Origin of the sequence: Micromonospora sp. CA-248089 (assembly GCF_050948515.1) — a bacterium.
GTDB lineage: Bacteria > Actinomycetota > Actinomycetes > Mycobacteriales > Micromonosporaceae > Micromonospora.
Genome location: NZ_CP192016.1, coordinates 4214420 through 4230864, shown reverse-complemented (window position 1 = coordinate 4230864; position 16445 = coordinate 4214420). Strand labels below are relative to the sequence as shown.

Genomic DNA, 16445 nt, shown 5'->3' with positions numbered 1-16445 from the left:
CCCTGTCGCGGGAGGCTGGGCGGCCTGCGGCCGCCCGACGAGCAGATCCACCGCAACATGCGTGGCCCGCAGCAGTCTCCGGGCCTGGGAGTCGGCTGGTAGCGGCGGAACCCGCCGGGACCTGCTGTGGGATTTCCGCTCTTGTCTCGGGAGTCGCGCGGTGATGGCCTCACCCCGACAGTGGTGAGCAGGGGAGGCATCGGGGGGCATAGGAGACCGCTTTCCCCGGGTAGCCGGGATGCGCTGGTTACCGCGGGCAGCCGGGCCACGGGTCGGTGGGGTCAAGGTCGCCGGGGTCGGCGTTGTCGCGTTCATTGCCGTTCCACTCGATGCGTGCCTCGATTTCGGCACCGGCGAGGGCGGTTTCGATTGCGGCTTCGGCGGCGTCGAAGGCGTCATCGCTCGTGCCGGCCGTGAGCTCGGCGAGGACGGTCAGGGTGAGGCGTACCTGCCAGCGGCGGGGCAGCAGCGGCAGGTCGACGACCTCCATGACCCGGTTGGCCGCATCTATGTCGATGTCGTGCTCGCTGACCGCCTCGCGCAGCCCCTGCCACATCTGTCTGCGGAGCTGCGTCAACGATTCGGGGATTGCGGGCGGCGGCTGCGGGTCGCTGTGGTGGTTACGCAGGTAGGCCTGGATCTGGGTGGTGGTGTGAGTGAGCCATCCCAGCGGTGCTGGCTGGCCGGGGTGGAAGGCGTCCCAAGCATGGCGCAGGACGGATTCGAGGCTCGGGGGTGCGGCAGGGGCCGCCGTCGGTTCGGTCATCAGGTTCTCCGTTGCGTTGCTTACCGGCGCACCCGCCGCCCGTTCGGGGCGGCGGGTGCGGGTGTCTGGCTCAGGGCGTCGAGTCGGTGGCGGCGCGCGGTGACTCGGCGGGGTTGACGCACTCGGGTATTGAGAGCACGGCGAGGTCGGTGCGGATCAGGGCGCCGCAGGTGTGTCGTAGGGCGGCGGTGGCCTTGTCGTGCTGGGCGAGAGCGGCGGTGAGGGCGTCAGCGACCCGGTCGAGCCGCTCTCGTAGCGACAGAATGGTGTCGGCGTCGCTGTTGGCATGGGCGTCGCCGAGCAGGTTCGCGGCGTCGGTCAGGACCGTGATCTGGGCGCTGGTGGCGGCGATGGTGCCAGCCGCGGCAAGCAGCGCGCACAGCTGCTCTGGGTGGTGGGCGCAGGCCTCGGCGAGCTGATCCGGGTCGAGGGCGTAGCCCTGGTCGTGCAGCAGCCGCTGGACGTCGAGGTGCGGTGCGGACATGGATGTCTCCAGACGTGACGGGCGCGGGTCAGGCGATGGTGGTCTGGTCGGGGTGGGGCCAGCCGTCGAGCACGGACGGGGTGAGCCCGGCCCGCAGCGCCTGGTCGAGCAGCTGCGCGAGGGTGTAGGCGGGGTTGGCGGCCAGGGCGCGGTCGACGGCGATGGAGGCGAGCGCGCCATCGCCGCGGCGCCACGCGGCGAAGGCGAGCAGACTCGCCGGTGGGGCCACGAGCGGCGGGTGCGCGCGGCGGGTGATGTCGGTCCACATGGCGACGTGCCAGGGCTGGGCGTCCGTGGCCTGCCAGGCGACGTCGCGGATCGCGGGGACGGGCAGCAGGACAGTGAGCCAGGCCAACTCGTCATCGGTGAGGGTCTGCTCGTCGGCGTAGCGGGCGAGCATGTCCCGCACCGCCTGTTCGCCGGCGCGGATCAGGCCGTCGCGTCCGGCCTCGCTGATGAGGGTGCGGCGTCGAGCGCGGGCGTGGGCGGTGGCGCGGGTGACGGCGACGCGGGCGTCCCCGGTGGTGGGGGCGATGCTGGCCACGAGCGCGGCCCGGTCGGGTAGGGCGTGACAGCCGGCGACGATGGCGTGCATGGTGATGTCGCTGCGCTGGGGGTCGAAGGGCACGCCGTCGGTGGGGCAGCAGGCGGGGTCCTGGCAGAGGTAGGAGAAGTAGCGGCCGTCGGTGACCCGCAGCGCGTCGAAGACGTCGATGTCGGTGGCGGCCAGCCGCGGGATCACGGTGTCGATGGCCGGGGTGACGGTGGCGGCGGGGCCGTAGCCGACGGCGATGGCGCGGGTGGCCGCCGCGTTCCGCAGCATGCGGATCTGCGACAGGATGTAGTCGTCGGCCCAGGCGGCGACCTGGCTGGGCTGGGGGAGGTCGGCGCGGCTGGCAACGGCGATCCGGGTGCCGGTGAGGCCGACGATCACGAGGCTGTCGGTGGGGTGGAAGCCGAGCAGGTAGGGCACGGCGGTGAGCAGGTCCGCGGGCGAGGTGATCGGCAGGCGCGGGTTGTTCGGGCTGTTCACGGTTTCTCCTGTTCTGTCGTGATGGGTCCGGGCACGGCTGAGCGGCCGTGCTCGGCGTTGGAAGTGCGCGGGGTGGCCGAGCAACGGCCAGTGGGAGCGCGATGAGTGATCTCGACCGGTGGTTGTCGGCGTGATGCCGGAGTGCGGTGGACCGCGAGCCGACACCTCGGCCAGGGGAAAGCCCGGCCGAGAGACGGGGTCAGGCGTGCTCGAGGGCGGTGACCGCAGCGTCGGCGATGTGGCCGGTGGCCTGCACCGGGTCGGCCACCAGGATGGTGGTGGTGTCGGTGAAGGTGTGCCCGTCCAGGTCGGCGGGGCGCAGCCACAGCACCGGGCAGCCCGTGCGGTGCAGGGTGGTGAGGAGGCGTTGGGCGGGGCCGGTGTCGGGCAGGTCGCCGTCGGAGACGACGGCGAGCATCCGCAGCCGGCCCGGCTGACGCAGCTGCAGCAGCTGGTCGGCGAGTTTCACCGCGTCTGTGAAGGCTGTGCTGCCGCCATTGGCGCGCAGTTCCAGCACGTGGGCGGGCCGTCGCCGGGGCGGGACGAGCAGGGTGACGTCGCTGCCGAAGGCGATGGTGGCGGTGACCGCCTGGTTGCAGTGTGCGGCGTGGGCGAGGATCCACCCGGCTGAGGACATCGGTGCCGCGTAGGGGTGCATGGAGAAGGAGGCGTCGACGATGACGCCCAGGTGCAGGGTCGGTTTCGGCGGTGGCAGCTGTGTGCGCCGCTGCCAGGGGGTGGCGGTGGGCGCGGCGCCGGCGGCGATCTGCGCCTGGGTGGTGATGGCGTGGCGGGTCCGCAGCCGTCCCGGCGGAACCGTGCTGGGCCGCGTGTCGGGTTCAGCGTGGTGGGTGCGGGCGGCGCGCAGCCGGCCGGCGAGGAGGCGGGCCGCCGCACGTTCACCGTCTGTCGGGTCGCGGCGGGTCCACGTCGCGGGCGCGGAGAACCGTTCGGTGATCTGCTGGTCCCGGTATTGCCCTGGTGTGAGCCCGGCGGTGTGGGCGAGGTAGTCGGCGAGCGCCTGGGCGAGCAGGCCGGCGAACACGCCCGCGTCCGCTGCGGGTGCCTGTGGTTGGCGGTGGGGGTCGACGTCGAGGATGCGGCACCACCGCCACGCCAGGTCGATCATGGTGTCGGCGTCGCTGTCGTCGACGCTGTGGGCGTGCCGCCACACCTCGCGTAGCTGCAGCAGCCGCTTACGGCCCAGCACGGTCGTCACGGCGGCGCGGATCCCTTTGGTGTCCTTGGCGGTGAGGATGCGGGCGTCCACCCTCGCCAGCAGCAGCGCGGCGAGGTGGGCGGCGTGCCAAGGGTCGTCGACGGCGGCGTCGTAGGAGCCGATCAGGGTCGTGACGGTGTGCCGCAGCCACCGGCGGTCACCGCGCCGACGGGTTCGCTGCCGGTACTCGATACGGGATTCCTCGAGCAGCTCGGCGGCAGCCGCGACCACGGGTGGGGTGCCGGGCGGGGTGCGCCAGCGGCTGTGGGCGGCGTGCGCGGCCTCGTGCACGAGCAGCCCGTAGGCGGTCGGGACGAGGCGTTTGTGGCCGGCGCGGCGGGGGTTGGCGATGTCGGGGGAGCCGATGTAGGTGGCGTCGACCTCGATGCGGCCGGCGTCGGGGTAGCAGCAGGCGGGTGCGCCGCCGCCGGCGCCGGGGGCGACGGTGACGGTCAGGTCGGTGCGGCCGGTCAGGGTCGGGATATGCCGGGTCCAGGCGTCGCTCCACACCTGCCAGTCCGGGTAACCCGTCGTGGGGCCGGCCGGGCCGGTCTGCAGGTGACTGTGCGGATGAGGCATCAGGGGTTCTCCTTTCGGGGGTCAGCGCTGTTTGCCGAGGGTCAGGGCGGTGATGTCGGTGCCGAACTGTTGGCGCAGCGCGGCGAGGACCTGCTCGCGGTCGTCGGCGGGGGCGCGGCCGGCCAGGTTGGAGACGGCGGCCGGCAGGCCGAGGGTTTTGCGGACGCGGGCGAAGCCGAGCAGCTCCCGCAGCTGCGGCGCCCAGCCGACGCGTCCGGCGGCGAGGTCGGCGTTGAGCGCGATCGCGGCTTCGACGGCGGGGCTGGGGACGCCGAGGTGGCGGGCGAGATCCCAGTCGGTGGTGACCTCGATGTGCACGTCGAACCGCGACGCCAATGCTTCGGTGAGGATGGCGCCGTGGACGCCGGGGTTGTGGCCGGCGATGACGTAGAACCCGTCGGCGGCGTCGACGCGTTCGTTGCGGTAGCCGGGGATGGTGATGACCCGCCGTCCGTCCATCGCGGGGTAGAGCACGGCGAGGACCTTCGGTGGGATGAGGGTGGCGTCGTCGACGAGCAGCGCCCTGCCTTCGCGCATGGCGGTGACGAGGGGCCCGTAGACGAACTCGAAGCCGCCGTCGGGGAGGGGGATGAAGTTGCCGAGGAAGTCCTCCACGACGGTGTCGCCGGTGCCGGCGACGGTGAGCAGGTCAGGGAAGGCGGCCTCGACGAGGGCGGTCTTGCCGGTGCCGGGCGGGCCGTAGAGCAGCACCGGTATACGCTTTTCGCGTAGCCGGCGCAGTACGTCCACATCCGAGGCCCCCGCGAGCTTTCGCGGGAAGTACAGGTCCCCGTTGGGGCGTGTGATCGGCTGCCGCCGACCCGCCCCGCGACGTCCTTGGCGGGGTGTACGCGGGGTGGGCGGTGGCATAGTTCCGGCGGCGTCGACACCAGCTTGGGTGATCTGGAACCGGTGCGGGCCTGTGGTGTGGGTGGCGTATCCGGCCGCGGCCATCTTCTTCAATGCCTCGAACACCGCCCCGGTGGACGGGGCGGCGATCGCCGTGGTGAGCTCCCCGACCTTGAACACCTGATCGGGGTGCGCGGCAAGGTGAGCGGCGACCTGCCGGTAGAGGTAGCCGGGCCGGCGGCCGTCACCTGGGTCTGGTGTGGGGGAGGCGTCGGCGGTGATTGGGGTTGGGGTTGCAGGGTCCATGCAGGCCTCCTGTGGTCTGGGGTGGGGCCCGCGCACCCCCGTCTCCGGGGTGCGCGGGCAAAGTGCGGTGTCCGCGCGGTGGAGACGGGGCGGTGAACGGGCCCGGCCCAATGGCAGGGGATGGCCGGCAAGCTCCGTGAGGTGCTCAGCAGGCAGCCCGAGAGGGCTGCGGATCGGTGGTGCCGCCGCCATCGGGTGGTGGGCGACGACAAGGAACGCACCCGAGCCGGGATTGATCAAGTCGGTCCGGCAGCGGTGGGCCAGTGCTGTTACCTGCGGCGGAGGGTGACCTCGCCGCGGGGGCGGCGGGAGATCTGCACGGTCAGCCCGAACACGCTGCCGTCGGACAGCTCCAGCCACACCCCGCGGTCCAGCGTCAGGACCCCGGCGTCCCGGTACGTACGCGCCGAGGTGATCGTCACTGGCAGCCCGTCGTCGTGGGTGAGCTGCGGCAGGCCGGCGTCGTCGCACAGCTCGTCCAGGTCAGCGCTAGTCAGCAGCCTCAGGACAAGGGCTTGCAGGAGATCCTCGTGGGCGTACTCGCCGAACTCATCCGCCAGGTCGTCAGGCATCAGGTGCTCCCTCCGCCGGCGTTCTAGGAGTGCTGGCGGCGGTAGGCGGGTCCGGGATGTCGCCTGCGATGCGGTCGCAGTCGTACGGATGCACCGGCAGCCACGTCCAGGCGCGGCCCATCACGACGTACCGGCCGTCCGAGTCGGGGCTGATCCGTTCGATGGCGTCCGGGTCGTCGTGCACGCGGGTTTCGTCGGCGACGATGACGTCGCCGTCGAACCACAGCCGCGCCATGGACTCGTCGACCATCCGCTCCTGGCGCTCGCCGCTGACGCCTTCGGCGGCGAGCTGTTGCCGGTAGCGGTCGCGGGCGGCCTGCTGGTCGGCGACGATCGCCTCGGCCACCTGCCGGGTGCAGGTGAACACCGCCCACCCGTTCCACGTGTCCACCAGGACGCCGACGAACCCGACCGGGATCCGCATCTGTCCGTCGCCGTTCGGCGTCCACGCCCAGTCCCCGGCGAAGACGCCCGGCCCGCCCAGGCGCACCCGGTCGGGGGCCAGGTGGCTCATGTCCCGGTCGTCGCCGTGCGGGTGCAGCACGATCCGGCACTGCCGTGCCACCTCGGCTTCGGCGGCGTCGTCGAACCCGTCGCACCACGCCCACCGCGTCTGGTCGCGCTGCCGGCCGGTCAGGTCCTCCCACGCCGGCGCACCCTGCGGGGCGTGCTCGGCATACCGGTCGCGGTCCTCGGCCAGGACGTACCGGTCGGCGGTGGGCAGCCCGTCAATGACGGGCAGGTCCACGTCGTCGATGCCGGCCAGGACCTGCCGCGCGACCTCGCGGACGTCGCCGGTGGCCTTCCCCCCGATAACGTTCTGCGCCCACCATCCCGCTGCGTCCCGGCCAGCCGCCGCGCCCGCGACCCGCACCGCGTGAAGCACCTGCTCCCAGCCGGCGCCGCCGACCGGGGCCGGGAGCCGGCGGACGCGGTCACCGGCCTCGAGAAGCATCGACAGGCAGGAGCCGCTGTCCCAGTTCACCTCGAGGACCTGCTGGTCCGGGTCGTAGTGGCGCACCGTGCCCTCGTCACCCGGACGCAGAAGCGTGTGCGGGTCGCTGGTGTGCTCCAGCACGACCCGCTCGCCAGGCTGGTAGGTCATCGGGTCCCCTCCCGCGCCGTCAGGACGGCGTGGCAGCGGGCGGCGACACCGTCGCGGACGGCGTCGGTGAACCCGTCCCGCACCGCGTCGACCACCAGCGCCTGATCGTGATCGGGCAGCTCCGACCAGCCGGGCGCGCAGGCCGGCGCGTGGGCCTGGTAGCGGTCGGCGTCGTAGACGGCGACGTCGAAGCGGGGCAACGCCGCCACGACGGCGTCGTCGCTGCTGTCGATGCCCTCGAGGACCGTCTGGGCGGTCTGCTTCTGCTCCGATGCGGTGCGTCCCTCGAGGGCGTGCTGCTGCCACCAGCCCACGGCGAGCTGTCCCTCACGCTCACCCGCGTTCCGCAACGCCAGCAGCATCTCCGAGTCGACCGGCGACACGGCCGCCTGCTGGGGGCTACTGGAGGCGGCGCTGGCCGGGGAACTGGCGTGCGGGGCCGCGGAGGTGGCAGGGTCGAGCCAGTCGGCGGCGAGCAGCACACCCTCACGGCGGTAGCGGGCCGGCACGGTCTGCTCATTGGTGACCCGGCGCAGCCACCCGGCCAGCTCGGCGCGGATCTTGCGGGAGGCGGTGGCGTAGCGGGCGCGGGCCTCACGGGCCCGCCGGTTAGCCTCCTGCGCGTTACGCCGGTCCACCTGGGTGTGCAGGTCGAGCAGCCACTGGTGCTCCGCGATACTGATCCAGCCGCAGCGGGAGTCGGTCAGCAGCCGGCGCAGCGCCTCGGCGTAGTAGTCGTCGCCGTAGCGCGGGGTGCTCTCGTGGTGGACCAGGGTGTTCTGGATGTTCTGCAGCCGGCGGCCCAAGGCGACCCAGTCCGTGTGGTCCTCGGGCCGGGTCCCCGGCTGTTTCCTGCTGCTGTTGTGGTCCGTGTCGGTCACGGTGATGTCCTCTCCGAAGGGATGGAGGAGCCGCAGCTGTCGACGCCCGGAGGGCGCCCCGGCTGACGGGATTCGCGGTTTGTGGATGCGGTGGTTCAGCCGATGACGCGGCGCGCGGCGGCGAGCTGCGCGGCCCACGCGGACAGGCGGCTGATCTTGACGACGTCGCCGCTGTGCGGGGCCTGCACGATCAGCCCCTGGCCGAGGTAGAGGCCCACGTGCCCGGGCTTGGCGGTGGTGCCGCGGCTGCCGGGAATGAACAGCAGGTCCCCCGGCCGCAGGTCCCGGTAGTCGGTGACCGGCCGGCCCGCGTGGATCTGATCGCTGGTGGTGCGGGGCAGGGTGATGCCGGCGGCCCGGTAGGCCTGTTGCATCAGCGAGGAGCAGTCGCATTGGCGGGCGGGGATACCGGAGTGTGGTGCGGTGCAGTCCCCGCCGAAGGTGTACGGGCTGCCGAGCTGCGCCATGGCCCAGCCGACCGCCGTGACGACCGGCGCCGGCGTGCCCGCCGGCAGCGCGAACCCCGCCGGCAGCGGCACCTGCTCGCTGCCGGGCTGGCCGTCACCTGCGTCGAACAGGCACAGCGGGTTGCTCATCGCCTGCTCCAGATCCCCTCCGGCGGGCCCGGCGGGGGTGCCGCCGCTCAGGACGCGGATCAGGGCGATCGCGTCGTCCTCCCACTTCGCGTAGGCGCCGGGGTAGGCGGAGCGCTGCACCGCTTGGGCGGCGTCGGTCAACGGCATGGCCTGCCAACCGTCGACGGCCAGCAACGCTTTATAGAACCTGCCGGCCGCGTAGCGCGGGTCCTGGAGTTGAGCGGGTGTGCCCCAGCCTTGGGACGGGCGCTGCTGGAACAGCCCCACCGAGTCGCGGTCCCCGCCGGGCAGGTTGCGCAGGGTGGACTCCTGCATGGCGGTGGCCAGGGCGATGACCCAGCCTCGGGGCGGGACCGTGAGCTCGACGCCGACGGACACGATCACCGCCGCGTTGGTGACCTGCTCACCGGTCCAGCCCCCGACGCCGGCGGCGGGCGGGGACACGGTGACGGCGGGCAGCAACGGCTGCCGGCCTGAGCCGACAGTGCCGTTGCACGCGGCCGAGGCGGTGCCACCGCCGGTGAACAGCATCCCCACTCCGCCCGCGCACATCATCAGCACAGCGAGCACCCCAGCGGCGATTACGGCGAGACCGCGCCCGCTCACCGCCGGACCGCCACTGGCCGCGGGGCGTGGCGGGCTGCGGGGGAGCGGCTCGCGGGGGTGCAGGTGGCATCCGGTGACGGGGGCAGGCAGCCGGCGAGCCGGTAGCGGGCCAGGTGCTGCCCGTCGTCGGTGTGCACGGCGACCTCGGCGGTGAGCGGGTCGATCAGGTAGATCCATTCCGCGTCGAGGTGCCGGGCGTGGGACAGCGGGAACACGGTGACCGGTTCCGCCGCGTCGATGGCACCGTCGGTGGTGCTGGCGAGGGTCATGCCGACGCCGGGCACCGGGCGCTGCCCGTCGAACCCGGATTCGGTGGCGGCGGTGATAGCCGGGTCGAGGTACTCCCAGTCGGAGGCGAGGATCGCGGTGCTCAGCGCGTGGGCGTCGCGGCGGGCGTGGCCGGCCCAGATCGCGGCGAGGGCGGCCACGACGACGCTCGGCTGGCCGTCGAGGAGCACGAACCGGGCGTGCACGAGGTGCGGGTTCGCAGGATCAGTGGTGCCGACGAAGCAGTGGGTGCTCACGGGGAAGGTCTCCTTCGCAGCAGATGCGGGAATGGGAGGCGCGAGGTGCGCGGACCGGTGGCCGAGACGCGGGTCGGGACGGTCACGGGTCGTCCTGTTGCGGGGGTGCTGGCCAAGGGGCGGGCTTGGCGCGCCAGCCGAAGATCGGGTCGCTGGTCTCGGCGGATCCGCAGCGGCTGCAGCGGATATAGGTGTCTTCGCCGTAGCCGGCCATGGACGGCATCTCGTCCTGGACGAACTCGTCGACGGCCTCGCATACCTGGCAGCGCAGGGACGTCCCGTCGGGCCCGCACGTGATGAAGATCGGCTCCTCGTCGGTGCCGTCAGGTCGCCGGCGCGGGCCGGTCATGCCATGCCCCCCGCCCTGCTGCTGGTCGGCTGGGCGGTGGCGGTGAGGATGGCGGTCAGTCCGGGGTAGGTGGCGGGGACGTCGCCCGGGTCGGGGGTCTCGTGGATGAGCAGCAGCGGTTGGTCATCGCCGCGCGGGTGGGTGAGCTGGTAGAGGCGGCCGTCGGTGTCGACGGCGTCGATGCGGCGGGCCTGCCGTGCCGCGTCGCCGATGGTGAGGATGGTGTCGTAGCAGGTGGCCCAGGCCAGTAGCCGCGCATCGGGTTCCGTCGCCCGGATCAGGCGGACGATCGTGTCGAGGGTGGCCCGGTAGGGCGTTGCCGCGTCGGGCTGGCGCAAGCCTGCGGCGAGGCGCTGCAGCAGGGCGGGCAGGCCAGCCGGGTCGGTGAGCAGGTCGTCGCGGCGCAGCGGGAATTCCACGCTGCGCACAGCGTGTGCTGGCGAGGCCGTGTGGAGGGGGCGGGTGTGGATGAGCAGCAGCGTCGGCGGCTGGCCCCAGCCCAGATGCTCGGCGTCGACGTCGGTCGCCAGGAGGCAACCGGCCAGGGCGTGGACAGCGGTGAAGGACAGCACAGCGGTCTCCCTTGTCAGGGCGGCAAAAGGGGGAAGGCCCCGCAACCGGGTGGTTGCGGGGCCCTCCAGGCGTCAGACCTGTCAGTGGTGGTGGCGGTCGCGGCTGCGTCCCACTGGGGCGGCCAAGGGATGGTGGCCGTGCACACCGGCACCAGAACGCTTCGCGTGGTACATCGCCGCATCCGCCTCGGCCAGCAGCTGACGGGGGCTCGCGGACAGGTAGGCGGGGCTGTGGGTGTAGCCGACGGAACCGCTGACACTGACCTCGCCGCTGTTCAGGCGGAAGGGGGCGGCGCCGATGGCCTGCCATGCGGCGCGGGCGGCACCGGCCACATCCTCGTGGTCGCCGCGCACCAGAAGGGCAAACTCGTCGCCGGACAACCGCGCGGCGATCTCCACCGGCGCGTCGAGGGCGGCGAGGAGCCGGCCGACGTGGGCGAGCAGCAGGTTGCCGGTGTCGTGGCCGAGGCTGTCGTTGACGGTCTTGAACCGGTCGAGGTCGAGCAGCACCACCCCGACCGCCGTCCGCTCGGCGAGGGCGGCGCGCAGTCGGGCGAGGAACAGCCGCCGGTTGGGCAGCCCGGTGATCTCGTCGTGGCTGGCCTGGTAGCGGGCCGCGTCGAGGGCTTGCTGTTGACGCCACAGGAGGGCGCCGGCGAGGGCGAGGCCGGCGAGGATCCCGCCGACGGTGGTGACGATTCCTTGCAGGATGGGAGACACTCGGAACGCTCCTTGTGTTGGAAGGAGCACCGGGGGCGGGCGTGAGGCAGCAAACTTCGACGCCCGCCCTCGGGCTGCCTGACGAGTCGTGGCTACTGGCCGCCATCGCTGGGGGCGAGCTGGAAGGTGGCCGGGCGTTCGACGGTCTGCACGAGCGCGCCCGCGGCGACCAGCTTGATCGCCGCGTTGAACACCGCACCTTGGCTGGCTTTCCTCGCGCCGCTACCGGCGTTCGCGGCGTCGATGAGCTTGCACAACTCACTGGTCTTGTACTGCCGGTCGGGGTGGGCCTCGAGGATGTCCAGTACTGCACCCCGCAGGGAGCCCTTCACCCGGCGGTTGTTCCCCGTCCCGGCTGCCTGCCCCTGCGGGTCGGGGTTCGACCCGCCCTCGGCGTCGGCGTCGGCCTCGGCTTCACCCTGGGCGTCGGCGTCGGCGTCGGCCTCGGCTTCACCCTGGGCGTCGGCGTCGGCGTCGGCCTCGGCTTCACCCTGGGCGTCGGCGTCGGCGTCGGCCTCGCCCTCGGCGTCGTCGGGCACGGCGTCGGACTGCTGACGGTCGTGGCCCGCCTCTCCCGAGGGCGGCTGCTCGTCCCCGCCACTGGAAGACGTGACCGTATCCAGTGGAGCAGGTGCGCCACCGGTGGAAGCCAAGGCCGGAGACGCCCCGTCCGTGTCCCGGGCTGCCGGTACAGGCGGCTCGCCGTCCCGTTCGGGCACGCAAGCGGTGCCGAGGGGATCGGTCGGGGTGCCGGTGTCCGAGGTCGCGGCCGCGGTCCCGCTGGGTGATGTGTCAGCCGCCCCCTGGTTGGAGGGTGGCGTGGCGGTGGTCGTGCGGCCGGTGTCGGTCAACCGCCACATCGCGCGGTTGTCGTCGCTGCGGAACCGCTCGGCCTGCCCGGTCTTCTCCCAGGCGCGCAGCTTCGCCGTGGCAGTGGAATAGCCGAGCCCGGCGTGCTCGGCCACGGCCGTGGCAGTGGCCTCGCCGAGCTCGCTGAGCGCGGCGAGGACCGTGAACATCGTGTGCGCCGGCACGGGCTGCGTTGCATCCGTCATGGGCACGTCCTTCCTGGTGTGGAGGTCTGCAGTGATCCACGCTTCGACCGCGTCGCTGATCAAGTGCGACGACCGGATCTCGGGACATCCCTCGAGACCCGCGCCGCGGCCGCCAACCGGGGGAGCGGCGGGCGCGTGGGAAGGAATGAGTGATCGGCCGGCGGGCGCCGGCTGGGTGCGGTGAGAACGAGGACTCGACGTTGGCCGGAGATGCCAGCAAGGGCCGGCTCGCTGCCCTCGCTCGCGGCGATTTGCACCCCCGGTGAGGCGGTGGGCCGGGCGGGCCATGGCGTGCTCCGCGAGGGACAGCACCTCTTCGATGCGGACACCGTGGGAGGACGTCCTGCCGATGACGAGGGCTGGAAGAGGAATACGGCGGCCTGTTACCGGCCAGGCGGGAGCGAGCGCCCCTGCCCGGGGCGCCCGGCTGTAGAGCCCTCACCGCCGCTGTGTGAGGCGGCGTGCGGTAGCTGGCTGTTGAGGCAGCTGCGGTGCGTCGAAGGCAGCAGCGGAGAGCCAGCCCCGCCGGGTGACACGGCATGGCTCGATCGCTGGGGCATACCAGCTGCGGCTGGGCCCGTAGCGGGTTGCCTGTCGGGTGCCCCGACGACGGGGCGTGGCGACGGGTCTAGAGAGCGACGGCGAGTAGCCGCTCATCGGGTCCGAGGGTGTCGAGGTGGGCCAGGGCCTGCTCGAGGTAGGTGATGCGGTGGGCGAGGGCATCGCTGGCCGGGGCGAGCTTGCGGCCATCGGCGGTGAGCATCGCGTTGCCGGCGACGGCGCTGGCGGCGCGGTAGTGCTGGTAGGCCAGCTGCCCCGCCTGATACATCTCCAACTCTCCGACGGCGGGCTGGCCAGGGCCGGGAGCGGCGGCGGCGTGCAGACGCATTGCCTGGACGCGGGGTTGGGCGTGGAAGTCCGCGATCGCGGTGTCGAGGGGGTAGCGGTCGGGGTCGGTGAGGTAGCGGGTTTCGAACACCGGCCACGGAGTGGCGGCGCGGGTGCCGTGTACGACCTGCTGCCAGATCTGGTAGCGGATCCCGGCGCCGACAGCGGCGGCGTGGCGCATCCCTTGCAGGTCGAGCAGGCGAACCGGTCCGCCCGCGCACGGCGCGGGTCGACCCTTGCGCAGCCCGATCAGCTGCTGGCGCTGCCACACACGCAGCTGCGCGACCGCCCAAAATTGGGGCGTGAGGGTGCCGGTAACACCGAAGTGGGTGTCGAGCTGGTGGCTGGTGAGAGCCTGCGCGGGCAGCGCGTCGGGCAGGCAGATGATCATCGTGGCGATGGTCGGGGCCGAAGTGACGGTTGGCCGGGCGGTGGTGGCAGCCCGGATAGGGCGCGGACGGGGTGCGGGCGCCGGGGCCGTCTTCGTCGAGGCCGGTGGTGCCGGGATGGCTGGCACGCGGCTGCCGTGGCGGGTCAGCGGGGTGCCGTTGACAGTGGACATAAAGCTGTCCTCCTTCGATGAGGTGCGCGCGGGCGCGCAGGGATAACCGGCCCACCGGGTACGTGGGCTGGATCAAGGGAAGAACCGGTGTGGGTGGCTGGTGCGACCTCGAGGGGCTGCCGCGCGGTGCGCGTGCCGACCGGCCGAAGCGGGTGGGCATCGCGTACCGCTGGATGCGGCGGGGGATCCCTGAGGTGGGGACCGAACCGGGGTGGAGCAAATTTGGGGTGTGGTGTTGCCGAGAAAGGTAGCGGCTGCCACTCACAGTGCATTCCGACGCGACAGCGGCAGGAAAGGCGGTTGACCTGCACTGTGAGGGATCAACAGCCGCTGTCCGGTCGGTGAGGCGTTGCGCGTTGTGAGCGGTCGATTCACTCACAACCGATCTTGCGGTGTGACAGTCGGCCCTGCCGGCCGTAGTTGGGACCGCCTCCCAGAAACTCCTGGTACTAAAGGCCCGCGTGTCCCTCTCGGCAGGATCTCGTGAGACGCCGGAGTGCCGGATGCCCTGGCGTAGGGCGGACAAGATCACCAAAGATCCTGACCTTGAACATCGTTGAGAGGGCATCGGCGACGATGGGCTGAAGGCAGCCTCTTCACCGCGCCGTTGACAAGATCGGCCGACCACGAGGGACAATCGCTGAATGCCACCGCAGGATGTCACAACTCGTCGTGATGGAGCGCGCCGGAAACTTGGGCCGCCGCGGGATCGAAACCGTCCGCTGTTTGTCTATGGCTCGTTGAAGCCCGGCGAGCTGGCCTTCGGTCTGATTGAGCCGCTTGTCGGCCAGCACGTTTTGGCCACCGTTACCGGCGTGATCAAAATGCGTGATGGATTGCCATTGCTCGATCATCTGGCTGCTGGGCGGGTCCATGGCTCACTTCTCTTCTTTCCCGCCGACAAGGCCGATGAAGCCTGGCAGACCGTGGCTGACTTCGAGCCAGTCGCCCAGTATGCGTGGAGCACGAGCGAAGCCCTGACTGAAGATGGCCAAAGCATCACGGCCAACGTTCTCGCCGGCGCGAAGCTGCAGCGCGGGGTCTCGGGAGATCCAGTACAGGAATGGTCGGCCAGCCATGACCCAGTGCTTGGTGAGGGACTGGCCGAGGTCCGGAGGCTCGTATTGGAGGCGGCGCCGCATGGCGTGCAGCCACAACCGGACAGCCCGGGGTTCTGGCGTCAGTTCTTCCGCCTCCAGGCGTCCTACCTCTTGCTGTGGAGCGCCGTCGAACGATACACGGCGCTCCGCTACGGGCCAGCGCTAGATCCTTGGGACCGCGTTTGTCGGCTGGACAACGACCTCGCGTTTCAAGACGCGCTCAGAACCGTGAACGCCGAGTCCGGCAGTGTCGTGGACAGCAGAGATCCCACCACCAAGGTCACATTGAGGCCGGACTTCACCGGCGGTGCCCGCTATTACTACCAAGTTCGTTCGAACCTGTCTCATCGGGGGAAGGGCGCGTTTCGGGACGCACGGCTGGTGCTGAAGGCGTGTGTCGAGCTGCATGACGCAATGCTGGTCTTGCTGGCCCGGCATTTCTCGATCGCCGTAGATTCTGGTCCGAGTGAGGTCCAGTTACGGCCGCTGCTGCCTACTGCCGTGCAGGCGTAACGGGTTCGGCGGTGTGTTTTGAGGTGCCAGCGCCGGATGGGAAGCGCCAACTGTCGGTGGTAGTTGCACCTGGTGTTAGTCGCCTTCGGGGTCCGTGTAGCGATGTGGGTTCGTGGCGGTGTTGCGGGGGCCGTGGTCGGAGGGCAGTTCGTGCAGCCACCGGCGCGGACCCGGGTCGGCGGCGAGGGTCCAGGCGGGGCCGGCGGGGTGCTCGCTGTGCAGGCCGGTGACGACGGGCATGACGGTGGGCACGCCGGCGAGGGCGTCGACGAGGTGGGCTTCGCGGCGGCGGGTCGGCACCCGTAGAAGGACGGGGTAGCGGGGGCCGAACTCGGCGAGGCGTTCGTAGCCGCGCAGCTTGCGCAGCACCCGGGCGAGGGGTTCGGTGCCGTTGTCGTGTTCGAGGAAGAACCCGACGGTGTGGCCGGCGGCCGACCAGATGCCGTGGCCGTCGGGGCGGATGCCGGCGAGGGTGTAGGCGGCGGTGGCGTGCTGCTCGGACCACCACCGCACCAGCTTCGTGCTGGGGTCGGTGCGGGTGTAGGCGTGCAGGTCGATGAAGAGCTGGTTGGCGCCGAGCAGGTGCCGCAGGCGCGGGCTGCCGATGATGCGTTCGGTGCGTTCGATGCTGGAGCGCGGCGGCCGGGCATCAGGGTGTTCGGGGTCGGTGTAGGTGGTGGGGTGCACGAGCATGCCGAGCGGGCCGAGGGTGTAGAGGTGTTGGCCGTCGCCGGTGGTGACGTCGACGAAGCGGTGCACGGCGTCGATGCGGTGCAGGGCGGCCAGGCGCAGCCGCGCGGAGCGCGGTGACGGGAACAGGGCCGCCGCGATCTGGGCGGTGGACAGCACATAGTGCTCGGCGAGCCAGGCCAGGAGTTGACGGTCGCGCAGGGTCAGCCGACGCAGGTGGGCCAGCCGCTGAAGCTTGCTGGAGGGGGAGCGGGACGGGCGGGACTCGGGGTTGGTGGATTCGCGGGACATGAGGGATCTCCTCAGGGAGTAGACGAAGGGTGACCCCTCCCATGGGGAGGGAGTCTGGAAATGTCACCGCCGCTCAAGCGGAGGCCCTCACGGCGGCGTGCTGCGCTGACAGCCACACAGGGCTGCGGTGCGGGGCCGGACGTGTGTGAGAGGTGGTGAAGGCGCGGTGAAGCCGCAGCGGAAGG

Annotated in this window: 18 protein-coding genes; 2 read left to right on the top strand and 16 right to left on the bottom strand. The window is 71.8% G+C overall.

Features of this window, described 5'->3' with window-relative positions; all coding sequences use genetic code 11:
• Positions 1-247: 247 nt before the first annotated feature.
• The 15 genes from ACQP26_RS19865 to ACQP26_RS19795 all read right to left on the bottom strand — a co-directional run bounded on the left by ACQP26_RS19865 (position 248) and on the right by ACQP26_RS19795 (position 13495).
• Complete coding sequence (locus ACQP26_RS19865) at positions 248-766, bottom strand: hypothetical protein (protein WP_433493662.1); 519 nt, start codon at positions 764-766, stop codon at positions 248-250.
• Between the two features lie 70 nt (positions 767-836).
• Positions 837-1250, bottom strand: a complete 414-nt coding sequence (locus ACQP26_RS19860; protein ID WP_433493661.1) for a hypothetical protein — start codon at positions 1248-1250, stop codon at positions 837-839.
• 28 nt (positions 1251-1278) lie between these two features.
• Positions 1279-2283: a DUF4192 domain-containing protein gene (locus ACQP26_RS19855; protein ID WP_433493660.1), complete on the bottom strand. Its 1005-nt coding sequence runs from the start codon at positions 2281-2283 to the stop codon at positions 1279-1281.
• A 199-nt stretch (positions 2284-2482) separates the two neighbouring features.
• Positions 2483-4081, bottom strand: a complete 1599-nt coding sequence (locus tag ACQP26_RS19850) for a VWA domain-containing protein (protein WP_433493659.1) — start codon at positions 4079-4081, stop codon at positions 2483-2485.
• 21 nt (positions 4082-4102) lie between these two features.
• Positions 4103-5236 carry an AAA family ATPase gene (locus ACQP26_RS19845; protein WP_433493658.1) on the bottom strand — a complete coding sequence of 378 codons (1134 nt, stop codon included), beginning with the start codon at positions 5234-5236 and terminating at the stop codon, positions 4103-4105.
• A 269-nt stretch (positions 5237-5505) separates the two neighbouring features.
• A complete protein-coding gene (locus tag ACQP26_RS19840) occupies positions 5506-5808 on the bottom strand; it encodes a hypothetical protein (RefSeq protein WP_433493657.1) in 303 nt (100 codons plus the stop codon).
• A complete protein-coding gene (locus ACQP26_RS19835) occupies positions 5801-6913 on the bottom strand; it encodes a DUF4314 domain-containing protein (protein ID WP_433493656.1) in 1113 nt (370 codons plus the stop codon). The genes ACQP26_RS19840 and ACQP26_RS19835 overlap by 8 nt, the downstream gene beginning before the upstream one ends.
• On the bottom strand, positions 6910-7794 hold the full coding sequence (locus ACQP26_RS19830; protein ID WP_433493655.1) for a hypothetical protein: 885 nt from the start codon (positions 7792-7794) through the stop codon (positions 6910-6912). The genes ACQP26_RS19835 and ACQP26_RS19830 overlap by 4 nt, the downstream gene beginning before the upstream one ends.
• Before the next feature lie 95 nt (positions 7795-7889).
• The gene (locus ACQP26_RS19825; RefSeq protein ID WP_433493654.1) at positions 7890-8921 is read right to left on the bottom strand and encodes a C40 family peptidase; all 1032 of its coding nucleotides are present in this window, start codon (positions 8919-8921) and stop codon (positions 7890-7892) included.
• A gap of 71 nt (positions 8922-8992) precedes the next feature.
• Entirely contained in the window at positions 8993-9520 is a 528-nt protein-coding gene (locus tag ACQP26_RS19820) for a hypothetical protein (protein ID WP_433493653.1), read from the bottom strand.
• 82 nt (positions 9521-9602) lie between these two features.
• On the bottom strand, positions 9603-9869 hold the full coding sequence (locus tag ACQP26_RS19815; RefSeq protein ID WP_433493652.1) for a hypothetical protein: 267 nt from the start codon (positions 9867-9869) through the stop codon (positions 9603-9605).
• Positions 9866-10441: a hypothetical protein gene (locus ACQP26_RS19810; RefSeq protein WP_433493651.1), complete on the bottom strand. Its 576-nt coding sequence runs from the start codon at positions 10439-10441 to the stop codon at positions 9866-9868. Before ACQP26_RS19810 ends, ACQP26_RS19815 begins: the two co-directional genes overlap by 4 nt.
• An 81-nt stretch (positions 10442-10522) precedes the next feature.
• Entirely contained in the window at positions 10523-11161 is a 639-nt protein-coding gene (locus tag ACQP26_RS19805) for a diguanylate cyclase domain-containing protein (protein ID WP_433493650.1), read from the bottom strand.
• A 92-nt stretch (positions 11162-11253) separates the two neighbouring features.
• The gene (locus ACQP26_RS19800) at positions 11254-12279 is read right to left on the bottom strand and encodes a MarR family transcriptional regulator (RefSeq protein ID WP_433493649.1); all 1026 of its coding nucleotides are present in this window, start codon (positions 12277-12279) and stop codon (positions 11254-11256) included.
• A 565-nt stretch (positions 12280-12844) separates the two neighbouring features.
• Positions 12845-13495 carry a hypothetical protein gene (locus ACQP26_RS19795; protein WP_433493648.1) on the bottom strand — a complete coding sequence of 217 codons (651 nt, stop codon included), beginning with the start codon at positions 13493-13495 and terminating at the stop codon, positions 12845-12847.
• Between ACQP26_RS19795 and ACQP26_RS19790 the strand changes: the two genes are divergently transcribed.
• Together ACQP26_RS19790 and ACQP26_RS19785 are read left to right on the top strand one after the other, a co-directional pair.
• Complete coding sequence (locus ACQP26_RS19790; RefSeq protein ID WP_433493647.1) at positions 13488-13712, top strand: hypothetical protein; 225 nt, start codon at positions 13488-13490, stop codon at positions 13710-13712. The two genes, ACQP26_RS19795 and ACQP26_RS19790, sit on opposite strands and share 8 nt — an antisense overlap.
• A 598-nt stretch (positions 13713-14310) precedes the next feature.
• Positions 14311-15279, top strand: a complete 969-nt coding sequence (locus ACQP26_RS19785) for a hypothetical protein (RefSeq protein ID WP_433493646.1) — start codon at positions 14311-14313, stop codon at positions 15277-15279.
• Positions 15280-15354: 75 nt separating this feature from the next.
• Here ACQP26_RS19785 and ACQP26_RS19780 read toward each other — a convergent pair whose 3' ends face one another.
• Positions 15355-16260, bottom strand: coding sequence for a replication-relaxation family protein (locus tag ACQP26_RS19780; protein ID WP_433493645.1), 906 nt, complete (start codon positions 16258-16260; stop codon positions 15355-15357).
• Positions 16261-16445: the final 185 nt, after the last annotated feature.

Excerpts from the sequence above, each read along its gene's own strand:
- ACQP26_RS19825 (WP_433493654.1), bottom strand. The coding sequence starts at position 8,921 with ATGCTGTTCACCGGCGGTGGCACCGCCTCGGCCGCGTGCAACGGCACT.
- ACQP26_RS19860 (WP_433493661.1), bottom strand. The coding sequence starts at position 1,250 with ATGTCCGCACCGCACCTCGACGTCCAGCGGCTGCTGCACGACCAGGGC.
- ACQP26_RS19865 (WP_433493662.1), bottom strand. The coding sequence starts at position 766 with ATGACCGAACCGACGGCGGCCCCTGCCGCACCCCCGAGCCTCGAATCC.
- ACQP26_RS19815 (WP_433493652.1), bottom strand. The coding sequence starts at position 9,869 with ATGACCGGCCCGCGCCGGCGACCTGACGGCACCGACGAGGAGCCGATC.
- ACQP26_RS19835 (WP_433493656.1), bottom strand. The coding sequence starts at position 6,913 with ATGACCTACCAGCCTGGCGAGCGGGTCGTGCTGGAGCACACCAGCGAC.
- ACQP26_RS19785 (WP_433493646.1), top strand. The coding sequence starts at position 14,311 with ATGCCACCGCAGGATGTCACAACTCGTCGTGATGGAGCGCGCCGGAAA.
- ACQP26_RS19850 (WP_433493659.1), bottom strand. The coding sequence starts at position 4,081 with ATGCCTCATCCGCACAGTCACCTGCAGACCGGCCCGGCCGGCCCCACG.
- ACQP26_RS19845 (WP_433493658.1), bottom strand. The coding sequence starts at position 5,236 with ATGGACCCTGCAACCCCAACCCCAATCACCGCCGACGCCTCCCCCACA.
- ACQP26_RS19780 (WP_433493645.1), bottom strand. The coding sequence starts at position 16,260 with ATGTCCCGCGAATCCACCAACCCCGAGTCCCGCCCGTCCCGCTCCCCC.
- ACQP26_RS19795 (WP_433493648.1), bottom strand. The coding sequence starts at position 13,495 with ATGATCATCTGCCTGCCCGACGCGCTGCCCGCGCAGGCTCTCACCAGC.
- ACQP26_RS19840 (WP_433493657.1), bottom strand. The coding sequence starts at position 5,808 with ATGCCTGACGACCTGGCGGATGAGTTCGGCGAGTACGCCCACGAGGAT.
- ACQP26_RS19790 (WP_433493647.1), top strand. The coding sequence starts at position 13,488 with ATGATCATCGTGGCGATGGTCGGGGCCGAAGTGACGGTTGGCCGGGCG.